The organism is Flavobacterium sp. CSZ, assembly GCF_015350725.1.
Taxonomy (GTDB): Bacteria; Bacteroidota; Bacteroidia; order Flavobacteriales; family Flavobacteriaceae; genus Flavobacterium.
In genome coordinates this window covers 69,565-92,588 of sequence record NZ_JADKPQ010000018.1, presented here as the reverse complement: position 1 = coordinate 92,588, position 23,024 = coordinate 69,565, and the positions used below count along the sequence as shown (strand labels likewise).

Sequence of the window (23,024 nt, the reverse complement as noted above, 5' to 3'; positions counted from 1 at the left end):
TAAGTAGCGAAGATATAAAAAAGACTTTTAATAGATTACAAATTACCTTTGTATAAATAAAAAACAACAAGATCATGTCAAGTGCATTAACTCATATTTTAAGCAACGAATGTCCTATTTGTCATAAAGGAAAAGTATTTAAAGACAAAAGTATTTTTTTGACTTTCGGGCTTCCAAAAATGAACGAATACTGCAGTCATTGCAATTATAAGTTCCAGAAAGAACCTGGTTATTTCTTTGGCGCCATGTACGTAAACTACGGATTAACAGTCGCTCAGGGAATCGCTACGTATTGTATTGCACAGTTTTTCTTCGAGAAAAATTTTGATTTAAGAATCATTCCCATTATTGCAGTGGTTATAACCTTACTTACTTCTTTCAATCTTAGATTTTCAAGATTAGCATGGATTTACATGTTTAAGGATTATACGAAATAAAAAAGTACTATTTTTGCCTTTCAATTGAAACTAATTTTCAATTTAAAAAAAATCAATCTTAAATTAGACAAATGAAAGCATACGTATTTCCGGGTCAGGGCGCACAGTTTACAGGAATGGGCAAAGACTTATATGAAACATCGGCTTTAGCCAAAGAATTATTCGAAAAAGCCAATGAAATTCTTGGTTTTAGAATTACAGATATCATGTTCGAAGGTACTGCCGAAGAACTAAAAGAGACTAAAGTAACTCAACCGGCTGTTTTTTTACACTCGGTTATTTTAGCGAAGACTTTAGGTGAAGATTTTAAACCAGAAATGGTTGCAGGACATTCTTTAGGAGAATTCTCAGCATTGGTTGCCAACGGAACTTTATCTTTTGAAGATGGTCTTAAATTAGTTTCACAACGTGCTCTTGCGATGCAAAAAGCCTGCGAAATTACTCCATCTACAATGGCTGCTGTTTTAGGTTTAGCCGATAATATTGTAGAGGAAGTTTGCGCTTCTATCGACGGAATTGTGGTTGCAGCCAACTACAACTGCCCTGGACAATTAGTTATTTCAGGAGAAACTACTGCAGTAGAAAAAGCTTGCGAGGCGATGAAAGCTGCCGGAGCAAAACGTGCTTTGATTTTACCTGTTGGAGGAGCTTTTCACTCACCAATGATGGAACCAGCAAGAGAAGAATTAGCTGCGGCAATTGAAGCAACTACATTCTCTAATCCTATTTGCCCGGTATACCAAAACGTAACGGCAAGTGCAGTATCTGACGCAAACGAAATCAAAAAGAACTTAATTATACAATTAACTGCTCCTGTAAAATGGACTCAATCTGTTCAACAAATGATCGCTGATGGCGCTACTTTGTTTACTGAAGTTGGCCCAGGAAAAGTATTGGCAGGTTTGATTAATAAAATCGACAAAGAAGCGGTTACTGCGAATGCTTAAATTTTAGCATTCAGTCGCAGTGACAGTTTTCAGTTATTGACGATATAAATAAAAAATCCTCATGAACAGATTGTTTGTGAGGATTTTGCTTTTTACTTTATTCTTGAAATTTATTCTTCCAAGGATAAGCTTTTATTCTTTTAGATATTTCGTCCTTAAATTCTTCAGGAGTTAAACCTTTTGCAAATTCAGCATCAAAATCATCTACCCAACATTCCCTAATTCCTCTTTTCGACTCAGCTTTCGCTTCTTCTAGTGTCAATCCCTTTGCAAACTCCGCATCAAAATTAAAAGTAATCATGTTATCTGCTTTTTTCATACCGACAACTAACTCGGTTTAACCTTACAAAATTTCAAAATAAATCAACCCAAAATAAAAAATCCCAAATAATCTAAATTTACTATTTGGGATTTTTATTTACTAATGTTAGACACACTGCTGTGCGTCTCTATTGGAACTGCGACTGAAAACTAATTAAGAGCGAACTTTTTGTTCCCATTTCCATGCACTTGCCATGGCTTCGTCTAAGCTTAATTGTGCTTTCCAGCCTAAAACATTGTTTGCTTTATCTGTATTGGCATACGCTTCGGTGATATCACCTTCACGACGCGGTTTAATTGTGTATGGTAATTTTTTATCGCTTACTTTTTCAAAACTATGAATTACTTCCAGAACCGAGCTTCCTTTTCCGGTTCCTAAATTGAAGGTTTCTACTTTTTGCAAATTCTTTTTATTGAATAAACGCTGTAATGCAATAACGTGTGCTTTTGCTAAATCTACTACGTGAATATAATCACGAACAGCTGTTCCGTCCGGAGTTGGGTAATCATCTCCAAAAACGGACAATTCTTTACGTAATCCTACTCCGGTTTGCGTAATAAAAGGCACTAAATTTTGAGGAACTCCTAATGGTAATTCTCCAATTTCAGTACTTGAATGCGCTCCAACCGGGTTAAAATAACGTAATAAGATTGCGCTAATATTAGTTACTTTAGCAGTATCTGTAATAATTTCTTCTCCTATTTGCTTGGTATTTCCATAAGGAGACATTGCCGCTTGTACTGGAGCATCTTCTGTAATTGGCATTTTTTCGGCTTGACCGTAAACTGTACAAGAAGAACTGAAAATAAAACTTGCCTCGGGTTTTTGCTGTAACTCCTGCAGCAAATAAACTAACGAAGCAATATTGTTTTCATAATATAATAAAGGCTGTTCTACACTTTCTCCCACCGCTTTTGAAGCGGCAAAATGAATTACTCCGGTAACATCATTGTGTTTTTTAAAAAAATCCTGAACCGATGCTTTTTCTCTTAAATCTAACTTTTCGAATAAAGGCGTTTTTCCTGTAATGGCTGTAATCCCTTTTAAAACATCTTCTGAAGAGTTCGAAAGATTATCAATTATCACTACTTCAAAGCCTTCATTCTGCAATTCGACTACGGTGTGAGAACCAATAAATCCTAATCCTCCTGTTACTAATACTTTCATTTTGTGGTTGTTTTTTTATTATGTAGTTAATTTGTAAGCCTGTCTGGCAATCAAAATCCAGTTATTTTTTTGCTTTTGCCAAACAAGCATTATTCCTATTTTAATATCCCTGTCGATTCCGTCATCTTTGGTATGAGCAGACAAAACATGTCGCACTATCGCTACATCATTCTGAATCGATATGGTTTGGTTTTGAAACTCTATAGTAACGAAATCAGATTTTCCGCTCGCTATTCCGTCTATAAATTCTACCTGGTTTTGAAAATTACCGTTCGAATGAACATACGTTAATTTATCAGAGGTTAGTGCTTTTAATTTCGCTCCATCAGCATCGATCATTGCTTTTCGCAAAATTTCAACCTGATTAACAATACTGGTTTCATCCTTCGTATTCGACTTTTGAGCAAAAGCAGAAAAAGAAACCAAAACCATCAAAATTAAAACACGTAAACTTCTCATAATTACTTATTCAAAAATTCTAAAACAGAATCTGTAATAAATTTAATTTGCTCATCATCCAATTCTGTATGCATTGGCAAAGCAATAACTTCTTGCACCAATTGATTGGTAACCGGAAATTGCTCTTCTTTATAACGAGGATCAACATACGCTTTTTGAGAATGCAACGGAATTGGGTAATAAATAGCACATGGAATTTGCTTATCCTGCAAATGCTGTAATAAAGCATTTCTGTCTGCATCGATAATTCTCAATACATATTGATGAAAAACGTGATCATTTTCCTTTGCATCAAATTCCGGTGTAATGATATGTGCATTTCCGGCAAAAGCCGCATTGTATTTTGTAGCAGCCAAACGACGTGCTGCATTATATTCGTCTAATAAAGGCAATTTCGCATTTAAAACTCCAGCCTGAATGCTGTCTAATCGTGAATTCACCCCCACAACATCATGATGGTAACGCTCGTACATTCCGTGATTTACAATTCCGCGGATAATATGTGCCAATTTATCATCATTTGTGAAGATTGCTCCTCCATCTCCATAACAGCCTAAGTTTTTAGATGGGAAGAATGACGTTGCCGCAACGTGACCAATTACTCCTACTTTACTTTTTGTTCCTGATTTCGAAATATAATCAGCTCCAATTGCTTGTGCATTATCTTCAATTACATATAAGTTATGCTCAGCTGCAATTTCCATAATCGCATCCATATTGGCCGCGCGTCCAAATAAATGTACCGGAACAATTGCTTTAGTTTTTGGCGTGATTGCTTTTTTAATTGCTTCGATATCAATGTTCATATTAGTGATATCAACATCAACCAAAACCGGAGTTAATTGCAACAAAGCAATAACCTCAACTGTAGCTGCAAAAGTAAAATCGGCAGTAATTACCTCATCACCTGGTTTTAAATCTAATCCCATCATGGCAATCTGCAAAGCATCTGTACCGTTTGCACACGGAATTACGTGTTTTGCTCCCAAATAATCCTCAAGATTTTTTTGGAACTGATGCACTAAAGGTCCGTTTATATAAGTATTTGTATCTAAAACTTCCTGAATAGAAGCATCAACGGTAGTTTTTATTTTTTCGTATTGACTTTTTAAGTCAACCATTTGAATTTTTTTCATTTTCAATATATTTTTAAAATTAAAGACCTGTTTTGTAATCAGAATCTCTAAAAGGAGGAACAAAAATAGTTATTTAATACCTTCAAACCAATGAAAATAATCGAAAGAAGCGTAATTTAGCCACAAAAATAAACAGATGCTTTTTCTATATAATTTAGTTATTTCTATTGCGGGGTTTTTTCTGAAAATTGTAGCGCTTTTTAGTCCGAAAATTAAACTTTTTGTAGCCGGTAGGAAAAATGTTTTTTCTATTTTACAAGAAAAAATAAAACCCTCAGATAAAACGATTTGGTTTCATTCGGCATCATTGGGTGAATACGAACAAGGTTTACCGGTAATCGAAAAAATCAAAGAAAAATACCCTGATCATAAAATCATTGTTACTTTTTTCTCTCCTTCAGGTTATGAAGTGCGTAAAAATAACACAGTTGCCGATATAACTGTTTACCTTCCGTTAGATACCAGAAACAATGCGAAGAAATTTTTGAAATTAGTGCACCCGGAATTAGCATTTTTTATTAAATACGAATTTTGGCTTAACTACCTAAAAGAACTTGAAACAAGCAAAACGCCTACTTATTTAATTTCGGGAATTTTCAGAGACAATCAGATGTTCTTTAAATGGTATGGCGGTTTTTACCGCAAAGCATTAAAGGCATTCACCCATTTTTTTGTTCAGAATGAAAGTTCTAAAGAAAAAATTGAAGCGATAGGATTTCATAATGTTATTGTTTCCGGCGATACGCGTTTTGATCGTGTCAATGCTATTTTAGAAAGAGACAATACGCTTGATTTTATCGAAAATTTCAAAAACAATTCACCGACCATAGTAATAGGAAGCTCCTGGCCAAAAGATGAAGCTCTATTAGCAGAATATATTAATCAGGCGCCAGACCATGTAAAATTTATTATTGCTCCTCATAACATTAAAGCAGATCAAATAGCGAGTTTAAAAAGTCAAATCACAAAATCGACTGTATTATTTTCAGAAAAGAAAGACCTTGACTTATCGGGCTACAATGTCTTTATTATAGATACAATAGGTTTATTGACCAAAATTTACAGCTACGGAACGATAGCTTACGTTGGCGGAGGTTTTGGAAATCCGGGAATTCATAATATTCTTGAACCCGCAACATTTGGAATCCCGATTGTAATTGGCCCAAATTACTCCAATTTTGCAGAAGCAATTCAATTAGTTGCACTTGAAGGATGTATGGTAATTTCTAACAGTAATGAGCTAAAAGAAAATCTGGATCGTTTGCTTAATGATAATCTTTTCTTTGAAGAAAAAAGCAACATTTGCAGATCGTATATTCAGGATAATACAGGAGCAACAAATACCATTATGAATATCGTTTCTTAAGCGATTTATTCAAACAATATGAGATTTACTGTCGTTATTATTTATAAAAGAGCTTAAATAAGCTCTTTTTCGCTTTTTTAGCTTATCAAATAATGAATCAAAAACAAAATAAACCGCAAGGAAGAGAATAGAAACAGCCAATTCTCTTATTGAATATTCAACGAAAAATAATTTATTCAAAAAATACAACAATATAACATAATTTTAGCATTGTGGCATATTATTTGATAACTAAGATAATCGTGAGCAATGAAAATATTTTAAAAAAAAAATAAAAAAATATTTTACATATTAAAAAATTTATATCTTTGCCACGAATTAATAATTAACCTTTTATAATAAAGTAAGATGAAAAAAGTATTTTTAAGTTTAGCTGTTGTTGCTGTTTTAACTGTTGTTTCTTGTAAAAAAGCTGACGCTGCAGCTACTGAGTCTGTAGATTCTACTGCTGTTGCTGTTGATTCTGCTGCTGCTGTAGTTGATTCTGCTGCTGCAACTGTTGATTCTGCTGCTGCTAAAGTTGATTCTGCTGCTGCTAAAGTAGAAGAAGTAAAAAAATAATTAGAACCTAGTTTCTAAAAATTTTAAAACCATCCTTGAGATGGTTTTTTTTATGCTCAAAAACTAATTTAAAATTCCAATAATTTTAAATTAGCTTTTCTAATAACACAAATCCCAAATTCCAATAACACTAAATGTCTTTTGGAATTTGGGATTTTTTTTTCAAAACTTTTTTAGACAAAACCAAATAAGCAGCCTAACTATTGGAATTTAGAATTTAAAACACCGGAATTTCATTTTAATCTTCAACCTCTTCCCCAACCTCTTCAACTTCCTCATCTTCAAAAATCGATTCGCTTGAAGAAAAGTCCAAAACTTCAGATCTTGCACCGTAAGTAACAATTTCTTTTATTCCTTTCTGCAAAAGCAATTCAGTAGTATATTTACGACTTGTTGCAAAGTGAACCTCGCCCAACATCAACTTAAAGAAATACTTCCCTCCAGAGCCTTTAAATTTCAAAAACCTGGCCTGATCTATATTCGCCTTAAACTTTTCAATATCCTCCTCACCTTCAAATTTCAATTCATAACTCAAACTCGTAAATATCACTTTACCTTTTCTCGAAGTAAACACAAATTTATATTCATCGTTGAACCTTTTGCTAATTACGAAAGCACCCATTTATTTTTTTAGATTTTAGATTGTTGATTTTTAGTCCCGACAGCTATCAGGATAGACTCTTAGATTCTATAAAACAAATTTACTTCGTAAATTTGTTTTATACTGCATGAGTTTACACAATAAAAAAAGCCTCTTCAAAAGAAGAGGCTTTAGTACTCAGAGCGGGACTTGAACCCGCACGAACATTGCTGTTCACTGGATTTTAAGTCCAGCGTGTCTACCAATTTCACCATCCGAGCATTATATGGCATTGAGCGAAAAACGGGGCTCGAACCCGCGACCTCGACCTTGGCAAGGTCGCGCTCTACCAACTGAGCTATTTTCGCATTTCAAATTCTTGTAAGAACTACAATACTTGATTTGTTCTGTATTGCGAGTGCAAATTTAGGACATTTATTCAATTACACAAGCGTTTTTTGAAAAAATATTACGCTTATTTCATAACTTTCTGATAACCTAAACTTTAAATCTGAAATTATTTTTTAACCAACATTCTTTTAATCTCATTAAGCTTCATCAACGCTTCTACTGGTGTTATCGCATTTATATCAAGACTCATGATCTCTTCTTTTATTTCTTCCAACAATGGATCATCCAGATTAAAGAAACTCATTTGCATTTCGTCACCAGCTTCTTTAATTCCGTTTAATGCCTCGTTTGAATGATTCTTTTCTAATTTTTTCAACAGCTTCTGCGCTTTCAAAATTACGATTTGAGGCATTCCCGCCATTTTAGCAACGTGAATTCCAAAACTGTGGGCACTTCCTCCTTTTACAAGTTTTCTGATAAAAAGAACGGTATCTTTTAATTCTTTTACCGCAACATTATAATTCTGAATTCTCGGTAACGATTCCGTCATTTCATTCAGCTCGTGATAATGCGTTGCAAACAATGTTTTAGGCTTCCCCGGATGCTCGTGCAAAAACTCAGCAATAGCCCAGGCAATCGAGATTCCGTCATAGGTACTGGTTCCTCTACCAATTTCATCTAAAAGAACCAAACTACGATCTGATATATTATTCAAAATAGAAGCCGTTTCATTCATCTCAACCATAAAAGTAGATTCTCCCATCGAAATATTATCCGACGCTCCTACTCTGGTAAAGATTTTATCTACAATTCCCATTCTCACGCTATCAGCCGGAACAAAACTTCCCATTTGAGCCAATAACACAATTAAAGCGGTTTGCCTTAAAATAGCCGACTTACCCGACATGTTGGGTCCGGTAATCATTATAATTTGTTGCGTTTCTCTATCTAAATAAACATCGTTGGCAATATAAGGCGTTCCTACCGGCAATTGTTTTTCGATAACCGGGTGTCTACCGTTTTTGATTTCGAGTTCGAATGTCTCGTCAATTTCAGGACAAACGTATTTATTCTCTACAGCCAATTGCGTAAACGAACACAAACAGTCTAATTGCGCCACCAAATTAGCATTCATTTGAACAGGCCTGATGTAAGTCGCAATCCAGGCTACTAATTGCTCAAAAAGCTCCGATTCGATTTTATGAATTTTCTCTTCGGCGCCTAGAATCTTTGTTTCGTATTCTTTTAATTCCTCAGTAATATAACGTTCGGCATTTACAAGAGTTTGTTTACGAATCCACTCTGTCGGCACTTTATCCTTATGCGTATTTCTAACTTCAATATAATATCCAAAAACGTTATTGAAAGATATTTTTAAAGATGAAATCCCTGTTCTCTCTGACTCTCTTTTTTCGATTCCTTCCAGATATTCTTTTCCGGAAGTTGAAATATCACGTAAATCATCTAATTCTTCACTAATACCTCTTGCAATTGCGTTTCCTTTTGCAATAGCAACAGGCGCATCCTGATTCAAAGTCGTTTTGATTTTTTCCCTCAATAAATCACAGGCATGTAAACTATCCCCTATAACTTTCACGGCTTCCTGCGGACTTGCCAACGCCAAAGTTTTTATTGGAATAATAGCATCCAAAGATTCTTTTAAATAAACAATTTCTCTCGGTGAAACTTTCCCCGCAGCGATTTTAGAAATCAAACGCTCTAAATCTGAAATTTGCTTAATTTGATACTGAATATTATACAGAACTTCAGAATTTGATTTCAGATACGAAACCACATCGTGACGTCCTTTTATTTTATTACTATCTTTTAACGGTAAAGCCAGCCAGCGCTTCAGCAAACGTCCTCCCATTGGCGAAAGCGTTCTGTCGATAACATCTAAAAGCGTTACTGCATTTGGATTATAGCTATGATATAATTCTAAGTTTCTAATAGTAAAACGATCCATCCATACGTAAGCATCTTCTGCAATACGCTGAATAGCGGTGATATGCTGTACACGATTATGTTGCGTCTCGAACAAATAATATAAAATGGCTCCGGAAGCGATAATTCCTTCTTTTAATTCTTCGATTCCAAAACCTTTCAATGAAACGGTCTGAAAATGTTTGGTCAGGGTTTCTAAAGCATAATCTTCTTTATAAATCCAGTCTTCCAGATAAAAAGTATGAAAATCTTCCCCGAAAGAAGCTTTAAAATCTCCTTTATTATTCTTTGGAACCAGAATTTCACTTGGGTTAAAATTCTGCAATAATTTATCTATATATTCTGCATTTCCCTGAGCTGTTAAAAACTCTCCGGTTGAAACATCCAGAAAAGAAACCCCTATATTTTTATTAGCAAAATAAACTGATGCTAAAAAGTTATTTGTTTTTGATTGTAAAACCTCATCATTTAAAGAAACCCCGGGAGTTACCAGTTCAGTAACGCCACGTTTCACGATAGTTTTGGTCATTTTTGGATCTTCAAGCTGATCACAAATCGCTACACGAAGTCCGGCTTTAACCAATTTTGGCAAATAGGTATTAATAGAATGATGCGGAAAACCAGCCAAAGCTGTTTCGGTTTCAGATCCCGCACCTCTTTTGGTCAGGGTAATTCCAAGGATTTTTGACGCTCTAATAGCGTCCTCCCCAAAGGTTTCGTAAAAATCACCCACTCTAAAAAGCAGACATGCATCAGGATATTTTCTCTTGATTTCGTTGTACTGTTTCATTAAGGGTGTTTCTTTCACCACTTTCTCTTTCGCTGCCAAATTATTGTGTTTTAAATGAAAAATTAAGACAGCGAATTTATAATATTTTAAAGGAATATCGAAGTGGATCAAAAATTAAAATATTTTAAGATATTTTTATATTAACATATTAGATTTTTCTATAGATTTGTTCATAATTAAAACAAAGATTCTTAAAGATGAAAAAAATAATTTTATTCGCTATGTTAGCTGTAGTTGGAATTACTGCTTCTAACGCTCAAGCTAAAAAAACAACAGCTAAAGCTGCTAAGGTTGCTAAAGTTGAAGGAGCTGGAATGGCTTTCGAAACAGAAACTATTGACTACGGAACTATCGCTCACAATGCTGATGGAAAACGTGAATTTGTTTTTGTAAACAACGGAACAAAACCATTAATCATTACAAACACACAAGGATCTTGTGGTTGTACTGTACCAACAACTCCAAAAGAGCCAATCGCTCCAGGTGCTAAAGGTATTATTGGTGTAAAATACGCTACTGACAGAGTTGGTGCTTTTACAAAAACGGTTACTGTAACTTCTAATGCTGAAGGACAACCAACAAAAGTACTTACTATTAAAGGTACTGTTTTACCAGATCCGGTTAAAAGCTAATCTGAAAAACAAAATAAAATAAATCGAAAAAGCTTCCTTATCTTTGGAAGCTTTTTTTATGACCTGAATACAACACCAATGAGAAAACTCGAAAATAGCGAACTGGACAGAAAATCGATCGAAGATTTTAAAAAATCAGACAAAACTCCTCTTATAATAGTGTTAGACGACATCCGTAGTCTACATAATATTGGCTCTGTATTTAGAACTTCTGATGCTTTTTTGGTAGAAAAAATAATCTTGTGCGGTATTACAGCAACTCCTCCTAATAAAGAAATTCATAAAACAGCTCTTGGCGCTACTGAAACTGTAGCCTGGGAACATCACGAAAACGTATTGGAAGTTATTGAAAATCTAAAAAAGGAAAACGTAATAACAATGGCTATTGAACAAGTCGAAAGTTCGGTTTTTCTTCAGGATTTTAAAGTAGAGAAAAATCAAAAATATGCTCTTGTTTTTGGCAATGAGGTTTATGGCGTTGCTCAGGAAGCAGTTGCCATTTGCGATGGCTGTATCGAAATTCCTCAACTAGGAACTAAACACTCCTTAAATATTGCAGTAAGTGCCGGAATTGTGGTTTGGGATTTGTTTCAAAAATTAAACTGGCCAAATACGATTTAAAAGCAGAATTTACTTTCATAAAATGTTATTTTTCCAGAGGATTTAAGCTTTAAATGTTAGAAATTTAAATATATTTTTTTGTTATTATAAAATTGATACTTTTATAAAATGAAAAGTATCAATTTCTTAAAAATAATCATAATATTTTTTGTTTTAAGTTTCAATAAGTCTTATTCAATTGGAAAAATTAGATCCTTAAACAGCAATCTAATTACACTCTCAAATGATACCCTTAAATCAAACAAAAAAAAGAATTCAAATTTAAGTCTTGCGATCATTCCTCCGGCAATCAAAGCTACCGGAGATCAATTGTATTGCCCACAAAGTACTATAAATGTTGTTACCAGTATTTTAATTACCCATGACCCATTAGAAACAGGAACTGAAGCCGGATATGTTCAAATCTCTTCTGGTTATTCCAGTGGTTTAGATCAATTAACACTTTCAAACCCTGCATCACATCCTTCAATCACCACGAGTTGGGATGTTACTGCCGGAAAATTAAAAATAGCAAGCGCAACAGGCGGCAATGTTTTATATACTGATTTAGAAGCTGCTATCAAAGATGTCGTATTCTCTAATTCTTCGGTTACCGCTTTCGGAACCAAAACTTTTTCTATCACAATTGGCAATGCCAATTACCTTCCATCTACTCAACATTATTATTTATTTATTCCCAGCATCGGCATTTCCTGGACAGCGGCAAAAGCTGCTGCCGAAGCCAGTGATTATTACGGATTAAAAGGTTATCTCGCGACTATTTTATCTGCTGAGGAAGCTAAATTAATTGGAGAACAAGCTTCAGGGACAGGGTGGATTGGTGGAAGCGATGCTGAAACTGAAGGCATCTGGAAATGGGTTACAGGACCTGAAGCCGGAACAATTTTCTGGAATGGAACAGCAAACGGCTCAACCCCAAATTTTGCTTTTTGGAATAATGGTGAACCAAATAATCAGGGAAATGAAGATTATGCCCATATTACTCAACCCGGAGTTGGGACAAAAGGATCATGGAATGACTTATCCAATACCGGAGATACAAGCGGTAATTATCAGCCAAAAGGCTATGTTGTAGAATATGGCGGCATGCCCGGTGAGTTGACTCTAGAAATTGCTGCGAGTACCAAAATTACAATTCCCTTCGCAACACCTGCCACAAATCCTGATCCTGTGTGTAATTCCGGAAGTTTTACATTCAACGCTACGGCAACAACTGGTTCAACTATTAACTGGTACGATGCTGCCGTTGGAGGAAATTTATTAGCGACTGGAAGCAGCTACACTACTCCAACTCTAACTACCACAACAACTTATTACGTTGATGCCGGTTGCGAATCGAACAGAAAATCGGTTGTGGCAACTGTAAATATTACGCCTTCAACACCGGTTGCAGCATCTTCAACAGTTTATAATTGCGGATCAGGCAATGTAACTATCGAAGCTAATTCAAATATTGGTACTATCAATTGGTTTACATCTTCTACCGGAGGAACTAGTATTTATACAGGAAATAATTTTACAACGCCAGTCATTTCGAACAATATTACTTATTATGCACAGGCTTCAAATGGCACTTGCATTAATACAGATCGTACACCTGTAAACATTGTAATTTATACTCCTCCTGCTGTTACTGATGAAACTGTAATTTTATGTCAATATCAAAAAGTCAATCTTGATGCAGGAATTGCCGGAATGATGTATAAATGGAGCACTGGCGAAACCGCACAAATAATTACCGTTTCAGCCAGCGGCACATACACGGTTGATGTTACAAGTCCAGCTCCTGAAAATTGCACGAGTAGAAAAACAATCACCGTTGATGAACATTTAATTCCAGTAATTGCGCGAGTTACTGTCAATGGCACAAAAGCTATTATTCATCTTACCAAAGAAGCTGATTATTATGAATATTCAGTTGATGGATTACAATTTCAGGATTCTAATATATTCTATGATGTCCCTGCAGGATTAAGAACCGCTTTTGTTCAGGAAAAAAATGGCTGTGGTGGCAATACTTTAAATTTTGTTGTTCTTGTTTTTCCGGAATTTTTCACTCCAAATAATGATTCCTTTAATGATGTATGGGAAGTTGCCGGAATGGAGAATTATCCTCAGGCAGAAATAACTATTTTTGATCGGTATGGAAAACTTATAACACAATTAAAAGGCTCTCAAATGACTTGGGACGGAACTTTCAATAAAACGCCTCTACCCGCTTCTGATTATTGGTATGCCCTAAAAATTGACAATACCCATCCTGTTTTTAAAGGTCATTTTTCATTAAAGAGATAACTTATGAATTAGATAATTAAAAACAAACTGTTGGAATTATTTAATGACACATTTTTTAATTAGATAATTCAAAACAGACTTCAAACAATTATCTAATTGACACATTCCCTCATTGACACATTAACTCAATTTTTTCTGAATTTCATCTAAAATAAAAAGATAGTCTTCGTGTTTTTTTACAAAATCACGCTCAGAAACATCTATAATAAGAACATTGAGATCTTTTTGGGATTTAATATAATCCAGATAACCATTATTGATTTTATCCAAATATTCTGCCTCAATATTCTGTTCGTATGTTCTCCCTCGTTTCTTGATATTCTGAAGCAAACGCTCTGAATTCTGATATAGATAAACGTACAAATCAGGTTTTGGCATTTCTTTGTAAATAATATCGAATAAGTTTCTATATAAACGATATTCGTCTTCGGCCAGAGTAATTTTGGCAAAAATCAATGATTTAAAAATATGATAATCGGCTACGATAAAATCTTTAAACAAATCAAACTGCGCCAAATCATCTGATAATTGCTGATAACGATCTGCGAGAAAAGACATTTCCAGTGGAAAAGCATATCTGTTCTGATCTTTATAAAATTTAGGCAAAAAAGGATTATCCGCAAAACGCTCTAGAACTGTTTTGGCATTAAAATCTTCGGCAATTTTTTGAACCAAAGTAGTTTTTCCTGCTCCAATATTTCCTTCAAAAGCAATATAATTAAAGGTTTCTAAAGCTATTTCGCGTAAAGGATTTTTTAAATCCTGAACTACTGTACAAACACTATCGTCTGGCGAAACGGCAATTAATTCTGAAACGGTTTTTTGAAAAACAGGATGTCTCCAGTCTAATTTTAAATCCTGAACCGGCAACAAAACAAAATTCCTGTTTTGCATTAATGGATGTGGAATTTTCAGTTTTTCAGAATCAATAATTTCGTCATCAAAAGCAATTAAATCAATATCGATAATTCGGGATTGATATCCTTTCTGATTTGATCTGATTCGTCCTAAATGTTTTTCGACTTTTAGAACCTGATTTAGTGTTTTTTGTGCAGATGAAGTAGTATGCAAAACCAAAGCACAATTATAAAAAGCATCGCTTTCAAACCCCCAAGCAGGAGTTTCGTATAGTTTTGAAACCCTGATTACAGTTCCTACTTCCTGATGTATCAAATCGATACAACCCTCGATGTTTGCTAACCTGTTCCCCTGATTACTCCCTATAGATAAAACGACTTGATGCTGTGACTTCATAATAAATGCAAATTAACTAAAACTATTTTAGAATTACCCATATTATTTAATTCCAGAATCAGAAGTTACCAACTGTTTCTGATTTTTTATTTCTTATAACTTTCTAAAAAAAATCAGATATCTTTCAAAATACCCTATCTTTAATTTAGATATTTAAAAATGTAAAAAGTACAACTATTTGATCAAATCGTATATCCGAAATAATTTGTTTTTAGAGTACATTTGTAACAAACCAGCCTTTTTCGCTACTTATTAAAAAAAATATACTTATGAAGTTTTTAGGAAATGTAATTGCCACAGTTATTGGTATTTTCGTATTTATTATGTTCTTCTTTTTTGGAATAATTCTTATTGGAGCTATTTTTGGAGGAGATGATACTGTTTCTGTCAAAAGTGATTCTGTTATAGAATTAAATTTAAAACAAATTCAAAACGATTATGCCGGAAAATATAAAGATCCGTGGGTAACTGTTTTCTCTGATAAAAAAGGAGTTGGTTTAACCGATGTTATCAATGCCATCGAAGCCGCAAAAACAGATGACAACATTAAAGGAATTTCAATTTTAAATGATGAATCATCCTTAGGATTAGCACAATATAAAGATTTGAGAAACGCTCTTGAAAGTTTCAAAAAATCAGGAAAATTTGTGTGGGCTTATGCCAATACCTATTCTCAAAAAGAATATTATTTAAACTCTGTTGCCAATACGGTTTATATTAATCCTGCAGGTGATCTAGATTTTAAAGGACTTTCCTCTGAGGTAATGTTCTTTAAAGATTTTCAGGATAAATCAGGGATTCACATGGAAGTGATTCGTCACGGAAAATACAAAAGCGCTGTTGAACCATTTTTAGAAAATAAAATGAGTGATGCCAACAGAGAACAAGTAACGGCACTTTTAAATTCAATCTGGACAACAGTTTCTACTGATATTGCAAAAAGCAGAAACATTCCGCTTGATAAATTGAATGAAATCGCAAACGGTTTATTGGCCAGAACGCCCGAAATGGCAAAAGCGCAACATTTGGTAGATATTGTGGCGTATGAAGATGTGTACCACAATGCAATTAAAAAAGCCCTTAAAGTAACCGGTGATGATGATTATAACAAAATCTCGATTTTAGATTATACTCAAAATAACGTTACCACGGCTTTAACCAACACAGCAACTGATCAAATTGCAATTATTTACGCTCAGGGCGAAATACAAAGCGGTGAAGGAGATGTTACCGTGATTGGTGAAGGTTCTATGCGTCGTTCGCTACAAGAAGCCCGTAAAAATGAAGATGTAAAAGCAATCGTGCTTAGAATTGACAGCCCTGGAGGAAGCGCTTTGACTTCTGACCTGATCTGGAGAGAAATTGAAATTACCAAAAAAGTAAAACCCGTTGTAGTTTCTATGGGTAATTATGCGGCTTCAGGAGGATATTATATCGCTTGTAATGCCAATACTATTTTTGCCGAAAGCAATACAATTACGGGTTCTATTGGTGTTTTTGGCATCTTACCTAACTTTAGTCCATTAGCCAATAAATTAGGAATTAATACTGAGCAGGTAAAAACGCATGAAAACTCGGCTAATTATAGTCCGTTTGTGCCTGTTGACGAAAAATTTAAAGCTTTTACCTTAGAAGGTGTTGAACACATTTACAACACTTTTGTAACACATGTTGCCGAAGGCCGAAAAATGACTTTTGCACAAGTTGATGCTATTGCACAAGGAAGAGTGTGGTCAGGATCTGAGGCTTTAAAAATTGGTTTGGTGGATAAAATTGGCGGATTAAATGATGCTATTGCCGAAGCTGCAAGAATTGCCAAGGTAAAATCATACAGCACACAAAACTATCCTGAATACGAGAAAACTTTCAACGATATCCTTTCTGGTTTGCCTTTTGCACAATCGAAAGAAGCATTTATAAAAGAAGAAATTGGTGAAGAGAATTACATGCTTATCGAGCAGGTAAAAAGACTTCAGAAACAAAAAGGAGTTCAGGCAATGCTTCCTTTTGGATTAAATATTAAATAATTACATTTTGTAAAATGAAAAAATTATTTGCTCTTGCTGCCTTTTTATTTTTGAGTCTTTTAAATGCTCAGGATAAAAAAGAACTTACGTTTAAAGAATCTCCTTTAATCTTAAAAATTAATATCGATCAGATTTTTGGTACGCTGACCACTCCGGATCTCACAACAAAATATCCAGTGGCATTAATCATTTCGGGTTCAGGTCCAACAGATCGAAACGGAAATAATCCGATGATGAAAAATAATTCGCTAAAAATGCTGGCAGAAGCTTTGGCAAAAAACGGAATTGCATCAGTACGATACGATAAAAGAGGAATTGGCGAAAGCAAAGCTTCAGCAGTTACAGAACAAACTTTGGTATTCGAAAATTATACTGAGGATGCCAAAAGCTGGATTAACTTATTAAAACAAGACAGACGTTTTTCTCAAATAATTGTTATAGGTCATAGCGAAGGTTCACTAATAGGAATGATTGCCGGAGCAAAAGCAAACAAATTTATTTCTATTGCCGGTCCCGGAGAATCTGCTGATAAATTGATTAAGTCGCAAATTGCTTCTAAAGCAAACAAACAATTAGAAGAAATGACTTTCCCGATTATTGATAGTTTAAAAAGCGGGCATTACGCACAAAAAGTTGACCCAATGCTGAATTCACTTTTTAGACCAAGTATTCAGCCCTATTTAATTTCCTGGTTTAAATATAATCCTCAAGCAGAGATTAAAGCTTTGAAAATTCCGATTTTAATTATACAAGGAAACAAAGATTTGCAGGTAACCGTAAAAGATGCCGAACTATTATCGCAGGCCAATACAAATGCCGAAGTATTGATTGTTGACAAAATGAACCATATCATGAAAACTATCGAAGGTGATAATAAGGCCAATATGGAAAGCTACAATAATGAGAGTTTGACTATTTCAGAAATCATGACCTCTAAGATTATTTCTTTCATTAAAAAATAATCAAAATCATAAAATGACAAAAAATCCGTTTGAATCTATATTCAGACGGATTTTTATTTTTAACGAAAAGTTAAGTATATTCCTATATTTTACAAAAACTTTATTATGAACTCATTCAAAAAAAACTATTTTTGCAAGGAGTCAATTATCAATTATAACTCTCAAATCTATTTATATGTTAAAGAAAATTTTAAAAATTACAGCCATCGTTCTTGTTGTGATTGTAGCCGCATTATTTGCCATCCCGTATTTCTTTAAAGATCAAATAAAAGCTAAAATTGCTGATGCCATCAACGAAAGTGTTGATGCCAAAGTAAGTTTTGCCGATGCTGATTTAAGTTTATTCAGGAATTTCCCCAATGCAACTGTTGGGATCGAAAAACTGGTAATCATCAATAAAGCTCCTTTTGAAGGTGATACATTGGTTTCGTTAGGCCAATTAAATTTAAAAATGAGCATCAAAGAACTTTTTAAGGGAAAAGACGAACCTTTAAGCATTCAGGGAATAAGTTCTACCAATGGATTGATCAATATTATTTTTAATAAAGATGGTGTTGGTAACTTTGATATTGCCCTAAAAGATAAAAAGGAAACCAAAACAGATGAAGCAGGCAAACCGCTTTCTTTAAAAATTCAGAATTATAAAATCGAGAATTTCACTTTTAGATATATCGATCAGGGTTCTAAAATAAAAATGGTCATTGACAGCTTAAACCATGAAGGAACCGGAGATTTTACCAATTCAAAATTAGATTTAACTACAAAATCTACAGCAAAAGTATCTTTGGATATGGATAAAATCAATTACATGAAAAATGTAAAACTGACTCTTGACGCTGTTTTAGGGATTGACTTAGAAAAAAGTAAATATACTTTTAAAGAAAATAAAGCTTTAATCAACCAGTTGCCATTAGAATTTGACGGATTTATACAAATGGTAGATACAGGTCAGATTTATGATTTAAAGTTTAAAACGCCAACCTCATCATTCACCAATTTCCTCGGATTGATTCCGTCTGCTTATGCTTCTAGTTTAGATGGCGTGAAAACTACGGGAGACTTTACTGTTGCTGGTTTTGCAAAAGGAGAATTAACAGACAAAACTGTTCCTAAATTTAATATTGCCATTGCATCAAACAATGCTTCTTTTCAATATCCTAATTTACCAAAATCAGTTCAGAACATTGTAATCGATACAAAAATTATCAATGAAACGGGGATCCTGAATGATACTTATGTAAATTTAGACAAACTATCTTTTAGAATCGATCAGGATGTTTTTAATGCTAAAGCAAATATCAAAAACATAACTGTGAATCCGTTTGTAGATGCAGCTTTAAAAGGAACCATCAATTTGGCTAATGTTTCGAAAGCCTATCCAATTAAAATGGACAAACCTCTTGCGGGTATTTTAAAAGCCGATGTAACAACACAATTTGATATGGCCTCTGTAGAAAAAAGCCAGTATCAAAACATAAAAAATGCCGGAACGATGAGTTTGTCAGGATTTAAATATACTGACGAAAACAATAAATCGATGAATATCAGTACGGCTTTGGTTGAGTTTAACCCAAGTACTATTAACCTGAAAAAATTTGATGCTACAACCGGAAAAAGTGATTTAAGCATTAATGGAGTTCTGGAGAATTTTTATGGTTTTATGTTTAAGAAACAAGAACTTAGAGGAAACTTCAATATGAGTTCAAACCAATTGGCAGTGGATGATTTTATGACTGCCGGAGAACCTGCTAAAACAGGAACTGCAAATGGAAAAGAAGGAGAAACCAAATCAACCGCAGCAAAACCTGCTGAAGCAATGAAGATTCCTGCTTTTTTAAATTGTACCGTAAATGCAAAAGCAAACACGGTTTTGTATGACAATTTAAAACTAACCGCTGTTTCAGGAAAATTGATTGTGAAGGATGAAAAAGCAACTTTAGAAAACTTTAAAACCTCTATTTTTGGAGGAACAATTGGTCTTACAGGAACTGTTTCTACAAAAGCAAAAGTGCCTACTTTTGATATGAATTTAGGATTTAATCAGGTAGATATTGCGCAAACTTTTACGCAATTAGACATGATGAAAAAGATCGCTCCAATTGCAGGAATCATTAATGGAAAACTGAATTCGACTATTAAACTAAACGGAAATCTTGATGCTAATGAATTAACTCCGGATCTAAAATCGATTTCAGGAGATTTAATCGGCCAATTGCTTTCGACAACTGTAAATGCTAAAAATTCAACGGTATTGAATGCCCTGACTTCAAATGTCAAATTTCTTGATATGAGCAAGGTGAATTTAAATGATATTAAAGCGGCTTTAACTTTCGAAAACGGAAAAGTAAACGTAAAACCTTTTGATATTAAATATCAAGATATTAAAGTAACTGTTGGCGGAACTCACGGTTTTGACCAAACGATGAACTATAACTTAAAGTTAGATGTACCGGCTAAATATTTAGGAACTGAGGCCAACGCTTTTATTGCTAAAATGTCTCCGGCGGATGCTGCAAAACTACAAAACATTCCGATAAATGCCTTGATTACAGGTAATTTTTCTAACCCGAAGGTTTCTACAGATATGAAAACTGCTGTTACGAGTTTAACCACTCAACTGGTAAACCAGCAAAAAGAAAAACTGACTCAAAAAGGTACTTCGGCTCTTACTGATTTAATCAATAAGAATACAAAAGCAAAAGATACTACACAGGCTGCAAAAACAGAAAAAGAGCAGAAAACGCAAGAAGCTACGAAAAAAGCGAGCGACTTAATAAATGGTTTATTCAAGAAAAAATAAACAAAAAATTTACACAAAAAAAGAGGCATCCATTACAAGGGATGCCTCTTTTTTTATTTTATCTTTTTATTAAATTGCTTTTGAATAATTGTTTAGTTTTCCGTTGTTCAAAATTGAATTTATGATTTTTAGATAATCTTTTTTAGTATATAATTTGACATCTATTCCGATACTTGAATTGTCGTATGGTTCGTACTTTTTGATCTTCGAAACAGAAAACAATCCTATTGTTGGAGTTTGTACGGCACTTGCCAAATGCATAATACCGCTATCGGCTCCAATAAATAAATCGGCATTGGCAATTACAGAACCTATCTCGCGAATATCCTTGCTATAAAATGTAGGTGCTTTGAAAGCAATTTGCGAAACATTTTCTACAGGCAGGATTTCTATAATATTATAATTTTTGTATTCTTCTTTAAGCTGTGTATAAAATCTTCCCCACCACTCTTCTGATAAACATTTATCGCCTGTTGCATAAGTAAATATGCAAATGGTTCTTTTATCATTATGAAACAAGTCATTTAAAATTCTCTTGCCTTCGGTAATTTCAGAAGCTGTCAATTTAAGATCTAAAGGCGCTATTATTTTATTGCTTTTTGGAAATCTGAGTTTGGTCAGGTAATTTCGAAAATTATAAACGGGATATTTGGCAATATGGTCGTAATCATTTTTTACCAATTGGGTTTCTTCATCTGCATCACCAAAAAATTTATACTTGGCATTTGAAAACTGAACTGCTAAACGACCTGAAGAAGAGTTTTGATCGACATTGATCGCAATATCATAATTTTGTTTTTTGATTGAAATCCAGACATTCAGGTATTTCAATAAACTTTTGAAAGGCTTTCTAGGCAAATCGATTATTTTATCAATATTATCGTAATTTTCGAAAATGATTGGAGCTAACGTTCCCTTAACAAACAAATCGACTTTACAATTTGGAAATATTTCGGTGACTTCCTGAACGAGAGGCGTAATCAATAATAAGTTTCCTAATCTTCCGTTTGGTCTGCAGATCAGGATTCTTTTTATATCATTTTTATCCACTAAAATGATATCTTCTTGTGATCTTGCTTTTCCAATATTCTTAGTAAGATTGCGCATTAAGCCGCGTCTAAAAACATTTAGTTTATTGAGAATGGCCATCTTATAAATAATTTAAGCATTATTAAATCTTCATTTAAATTTTAAAAAAAACAGAGTGGTTGCACTAGTTTAAAACTAGTCTCTTTTATTTTTTAAAATTAAATTCTTTCAATAAGCAATTATTACAAAATTGTAAGTAAATGTATCAACATTCACATATTCAGCTACTTGAAAGTAATTTAAAATTACAAAAACTATTTTGTAAGCAAATAAATACTAGACGGTTAACCAATAAAATCCGATGAGTAACCTATAAACCTATACGGTTATAGTAACAACATAACCTTCTGAACTGCGAACATTAAAAACAGTTCCGTTTTCAAAAATTAAGTACTGGCCTTTAATTCCTATTAATTTCCCCTGAAAGGATGGGGTTTTATCCAAATTTAAACTGACCACTTTTGCAGGATAATTTAAAACCGGATAATGCAGTTCATATAAATCATTTTTTTGGGAATAAAAATACTCCTTGGCCTCATCAGGAATTAAGCTTTCCACCTTAACTTTTTCAGAGAGAAGGTCAAAAGTTCCGCTGGTATTTTGAAGCATCTTTCTCCAATTGGTTTTATCGGTATAATGATCTTTTAAAGCTACCTCGGTAATTCCGGCTAAATAGCGATTAGGAACCTCGACAATTGCAATTGCCTGCGTTGCACCCTGATCGATCCAACGGGTTGGAATCTGGGTTTTGCGTGTTACCCCCACTTTTACTTCGCTCGCCAAAGCCAGGTAAACGACATGAGGCTGTAATTGTACTTTTTGCTCATAATCAAGATCACGATCTGCGATTCCTAAATGAGCAGTACTTAATTCCGGTCTCATAATCCAGTCGCCCACTGCAGGACTGGAGTAAAAGCAATCGTAGCAAAATCCCTGACGGAATATTTTTTTCTTTTTATGACAATTCAGACATTCGTAACCTGCAAAATTAATCTCAATCTCTTTATCTAAAAGTTGATTCATATTAAGAAAACTATCTTCGAAAACCAAATAATATTGAATTGGGCTGCCTAGTTCAGTTTGCATTTTTGTAAGTACTCCTTGATATGTCATAAGAATTTTAGATTGTAGATTTCAGATATTAGATTTACTCTGGATTGTGAACTTTTATTTGTTAAAATTCCAATTGTCACTTGGAATCTTTACTTTTATAGAACTGTTTTTTACAAAAAAACACTATTTTTGATACAACGGCAAAGTTAGTATTTGTCGATCGATATTCAA

Annotated in this window: 19 protein-coding genes and 2 tRNA genes; 10 read left to right on the top strand and 11 right to left on the bottom strand. The window is 34.0% G+C overall.

What is annotated here, in order from left to right; genetic code table 11:
* The first annotated feature begins 74 nt into the window (after positions 1-74).
* The gene (locus IRZ78_RS19485) at positions 75-437 is read left to right on the top strand and encodes a DUF983 domain-containing protein (protein ID WP_194618105.1); all 363 of its coding nucleotides are present in this window, start codon (positions 75-77) and stop codon (positions 435-437) included.
* A gap of 71 nt (positions 438-508) precedes the next feature.
* The gene (gene fabD, locus IRZ78_RS19480) at positions 509-1,384 is read left to right on the top strand and encodes an ACP S-malonyltransferase (RefSeq protein ID WP_194618104.1); all 876 of its coding nucleotides are present in this window, start codon (positions 509-511) and stop codon (positions 1,382-1,384) included.
* 97 nt (positions 1,385-1,481) lie between these two features.
* Here the strand turns inward: fabD and IRZ78_RS19475 are convergent, their stop codons facing one another.
* The 4 genes from IRZ78_RS19475 to IRZ78_RS19460 all read right to left on the bottom strand — a co-directional run bounded on the left by IRZ78_RS19475 (position 1,482) and on the right by IRZ78_RS19460 (position 4,468).
* Entirely contained in the window at positions 1,482-1,703 is a 222-nt protein-coding gene (locus tag IRZ78_RS19475; protein WP_194618103.1) for a hypothetical protein, read from the bottom strand.
* Positions 1,704-1,859: 156 nt separating this feature from the next.
* Positions 1,860-2,873 carry a UDP-glucose 4-epimerase GalE gene (gene galE / locus IRZ78_RS19470; RefSeq protein WP_194618102.1) on the bottom strand — a complete coding sequence of 338 codons (1,014 nt, stop codon included), beginning with the start codon at positions 2,871-2,873 and terminating at the stop codon, positions 1,860-1,862.
* A gap of 18 nt (positions 2,874-2,891) precedes the next feature.
* Positions 2,892-3,332: a nuclear transport factor 2 family protein gene (locus IRZ78_RS19465; RefSeq protein WP_194618101.1), complete on the bottom strand. Its 441-nt coding sequence runs from the start codon at positions 3,330-3,332 to the stop codon at positions 2,892-2,894.
* Positions 3,333-3,334: 2 nt separating this feature from the next.
* On the bottom strand, positions 3,335-4,468 hold the full coding sequence (locus tag IRZ78_RS19460) for a DegT/DnrJ/EryC1/StrS family aminotransferase (RefSeq protein WP_194618100.1): 1,134 nt from the start codon (positions 4,466-4,468) through the stop codon (positions 3,335-3,337).
* A gap of 136 nt (positions 4,469-4,604) precedes the next feature.
* Here IRZ78_RS19460 and IRZ78_RS19455 point away from each other — a divergent pair, with 136 nt between their 5' ends.
* Positions 4,605-5,834: a glycosyltransferase N-terminal domain-containing protein gene (locus tag IRZ78_RS19455; protein ID WP_194618099.1), complete on the top strand. Its 1,230-nt coding sequence runs from the start codon at positions 4,605-4,607 to the stop codon at positions 5,832-5,834.
* A gap of 348 nt (positions 5,835-6,182) precedes the next feature.
* On the top strand, positions 6,183-6,395 hold the full coding sequence (locus IRZ78_RS19450) for a hypothetical protein (RefSeq protein WP_055095081.1): 213 nt from the start codon (positions 6,183-6,185) through the stop codon (positions 6,393-6,395).
* 238 nt (positions 6,396-6,633) lie between these two features.
* On the opposite strand, the gene IRZ78_RS19445 is transcribed toward IRZ78_RS19450, so the two are convergent.
* The 4 genes from IRZ78_RS19445 to mutS all read right to left on the bottom strand — a co-directional run bounded on the left by IRZ78_RS19445 (position 6,634) and on the right by mutS (position 10,099).
* Positions 6,634-7,017, bottom strand: a complete 384-nt coding sequence (locus IRZ78_RS19445; RefSeq protein WP_194618098.1) for a DUF1508 domain-containing protein — start codon at positions 7,015-7,017, stop codon at positions 6,634-6,636.
* A 153-nt stretch (positions 7,018-7,170) separates the two neighbouring features.
* Positions 7,171-7,256 (bottom strand) — tRNA-Leu (locus IRZ78_RS19440).
* Positions 7,257-7,270: 14 nt separating this feature from the next.
* Positions 7,271-7,343, bottom strand: a tRNA-Gly gene (locus tag IRZ78_RS19435).
* A gap of 149 nt (positions 7,344-7,492) precedes the next feature.
* On the bottom strand, positions 7,493-10,099 hold the full coding sequence (gene mutS / locus IRZ78_RS19430; RefSeq protein ID WP_194618097.1) for a DNA mismatch repair protein MutS: 2,607 nt from the start codon (positions 10,097-10,099) through the stop codon (positions 7,493-7,495).
* Positions 10,100-10,257: 158 nt separating this feature from the next.
* On the opposite strand from mutS, the gene IRZ78_RS19425 reads away from it, so the two are divergent.
* From IRZ78_RS19425 to IRZ78_RS19415, 3 genes are all read left to right on the top strand, one after another.
* Positions 10,258-10,692 carry a DUF1573 domain-containing protein gene (locus tag IRZ78_RS19425; protein ID WP_055095086.1) on the top strand — a complete coding sequence of 145 codons (435 nt, stop codon included), beginning with the start codon at positions 10,258-10,260 and terminating at the stop codon, positions 10,690-10,692.
* Between the two features lie 78 nt (positions 10,693-10,770).
* A complete protein-coding gene (locus IRZ78_RS19420) occupies positions 10,771-11,313 on the top strand; it encodes an RNA methyltransferase (RefSeq protein WP_194618096.1) in 543 nt (180 codons plus the stop codon).
* A 108-nt stretch (positions 11,314-11,421) separates the two neighbouring features.
* The gene (locus IRZ78_RS19415) at positions 11,422-13,608 is read left to right on the top strand and encodes a T9SS type B sorting domain-containing protein (RefSeq protein ID WP_194618095.1); all 2,187 of its coding nucleotides are present in this window, start codon (positions 11,422-11,424) and stop codon (positions 13,606-13,608) included.
* 120 nt (positions 13,609-13,728) lie between these two features.
* Here the strand turns inward: IRZ78_RS19415 and folK are convergent, their stop codons facing one another.
* A complete protein-coding gene (gene folK, locus IRZ78_RS19410; protein WP_194618094.1) occupies positions 13,729-14,862 on the bottom strand; it encodes a 2-amino-4-hydroxy-6-hydroxymethyldihydropteridine diphosphokinase in 1,134 nt (377 codons plus the stop codon).
* A gap of 269 nt (positions 14,863-15,131) precedes the next feature.
* Between folK and sppA the strand changes: the two genes are divergently transcribed.
* The 3 genes from sppA (at position 15,132) to IRZ78_RS19395 (ending at position 20,651) form a co-directional block, all read left to right on the top strand.
* The gene (sppA, locus tag IRZ78_RS19405; RefSeq protein WP_194618093.1) at positions 15,132-16,889 is read left to right on the top strand and encodes a signal peptide peptidase SppA; all 1,758 of its coding nucleotides are present in this window, start codon (positions 15,132-15,134) and stop codon (positions 16,887-16,889) included.
* A gap of 14 nt (positions 16,890-16,903) precedes the next feature.
* Positions 16,904-17,851 carry an alpha/beta fold hydrolase gene (locus tag IRZ78_RS19400; protein ID WP_194618092.1) on the top strand — a complete coding sequence of 316 codons (948 nt, stop codon included), beginning with the start codon at positions 16,904-16,906 and terminating at the stop codon, positions 17,849-17,851.
* A 175-nt stretch (positions 17,852-18,026) separates the two neighbouring features.
* Positions 18,027-20,651, top strand: coding sequence for an AsmA family protein (locus IRZ78_RS19395; protein WP_194618091.1), 2,625 nt, complete (start codon positions 18,027-18,029; stop codon positions 20,649-20,651).
* A 69-nt stretch (positions 20,652-20,720) separates the two neighbouring features.
* Here the strand turns inward: IRZ78_RS19395 and IRZ78_RS19390 are convergent, their stop codons facing one another.
* Both IRZ78_RS19390 and IRZ78_RS19385 read right to left on the bottom strand, forming a co-directional pair.
* Positions 20,721-21,800: a glycosyltransferase family 9 protein gene (locus IRZ78_RS19390; protein ID WP_194618090.1), complete on the bottom strand. Its 1,080-nt coding sequence runs from the start codon at positions 21,798-21,800 to the stop codon at positions 20,721-20,723.
* Between the two features lie 258 nt (positions 21,801-22,058).
* Positions 22,059-22,853: a DUF2797 domain-containing protein gene (locus tag IRZ78_RS19385; protein WP_194618089.1), complete on the bottom strand. Its 795-nt coding sequence runs from the start codon at positions 22,851-22,853 to the stop codon at positions 22,059-22,061.
* Positions 22,854-23,024: the final 171 nt, after the last annotated feature.

Bases quoted from the DNA above. Each gene is read 5' to 3' on its own strand.
- IRZ78_RS19455 (WP_194618099.1), top strand. From the start codon at position 4,605: ATGCTTTTTCTATATAATTTAGTTATTTCTATTGCGGGGTTTTTTCTG.
- IRZ78_RS19420 (WP_194618096.1), top strand. From the start codon at position 10,771: ATGAGAAAACTCGAAAATAGCGAACTGGACAGAAAATCGATCGAAGAT.
- IRZ78_RS19395 (WP_194618091.1), top strand. From the start codon at position 18,027: ATGTTAAAGAAAATTTTAAAAATTACAGCCATCGTTCTTGTTGTGATT.
- IRZ78_RS19415 (WP_194618095.1), top strand. From the start codon at position 11,422: ATGAAAAGTATCAATTTCTTAAAAATAATCATAATATTTTTTGTTTTA.
- IRZ78_RS19460 (WP_194618100.1), bottom strand. From the start codon at position 4,468: ATGAAAAAAATTCAAATGGTTGACTTAAAAAGTCAATACGAAAAAATA.
- IRZ78_RS19475 (WP_194618103.1), bottom strand. From the start codon at position 1,703: ATGAAAAAAGCAGATAACATGATTACTTTTAATTTTGATGCGGAGTTT.
- IRZ78_RS19385 (WP_194618089.1), bottom strand. From the start codon at position 22,853: ATGACATATCAAGGAGTACTTACAAAAATGCAAACTGAACTAGGCAGC.
- IRZ78_RS19465 (WP_194618101.1), bottom strand. From the start codon at position 3,332: ATGAGAAGTTTACGTGTTTTAATTTTGATGGTTTTGGTTTCTTTTTCT.
- IRZ78_RS19400 (WP_194618092.1), top strand. From the start codon at position 16,904: ATGAAAAAATTATTTGCTCTTGCTGCCTTTTTATTTTTGAGTCTTTTA.
- IRZ78_RS19425 (WP_055095086.1), top strand. From the start codon at position 10,258: ATGAAAAAAATAATTTTATTCGCTATGTTAGCTGTAGTTGGAATTACT.
- IRZ78_RS19485 (WP_194618105.1), top strand. From the start codon at position 75: ATGTCAAGTGCATTAACTCATATTTTAAGCAACGAATGTCCTATTTGT.
- fabD (WP_194618104.1), top strand. From the start codon at position 509: ATGAAAGCATACGTATTTCCGGGTCAGGGCGCACAGTTTACAGGAATG.
- galE (WP_194618102.1), bottom strand. From the start codon at position 2,873: ATGAAAGTATTAGTAACAGGAGGATTAGGATTTATTGGTTCTCACACC.
- IRZ78_RS19390 (WP_194618090.1), bottom strand. From the start codon at position 21,800: ATGGCCATTCTCAATAAACTAAATGTTTTTAGACGCGGCTTAATGCGC.
- IRZ78_RS19450 (WP_055095081.1), top strand. From the start codon at position 6,183: ATGAAAAAAGTATTTTTAAGTTTAGCTGTTGTTGCTGTTTTAACTGTT.
- IRZ78_RS19445 (WP_194618098.1), bottom strand. From the start codon at position 7,017: ATGGGTGCTTTCGTAATTAGCAAAAGGTTCAACGATGAATATAAATTT.
- sppA (WP_194618093.1), top strand. From the start codon at position 15,132: ATGAAGTTTTTAGGAAATGTAATTGCCACAGTTATTGGTATTTTCGTA.
- folK (WP_194618094.1), bottom strand. From the start codon at position 14,862: ATGAAGTCACAGCATCAAGTCGTTTTATCTATAGGGAGTAATCAGGGG.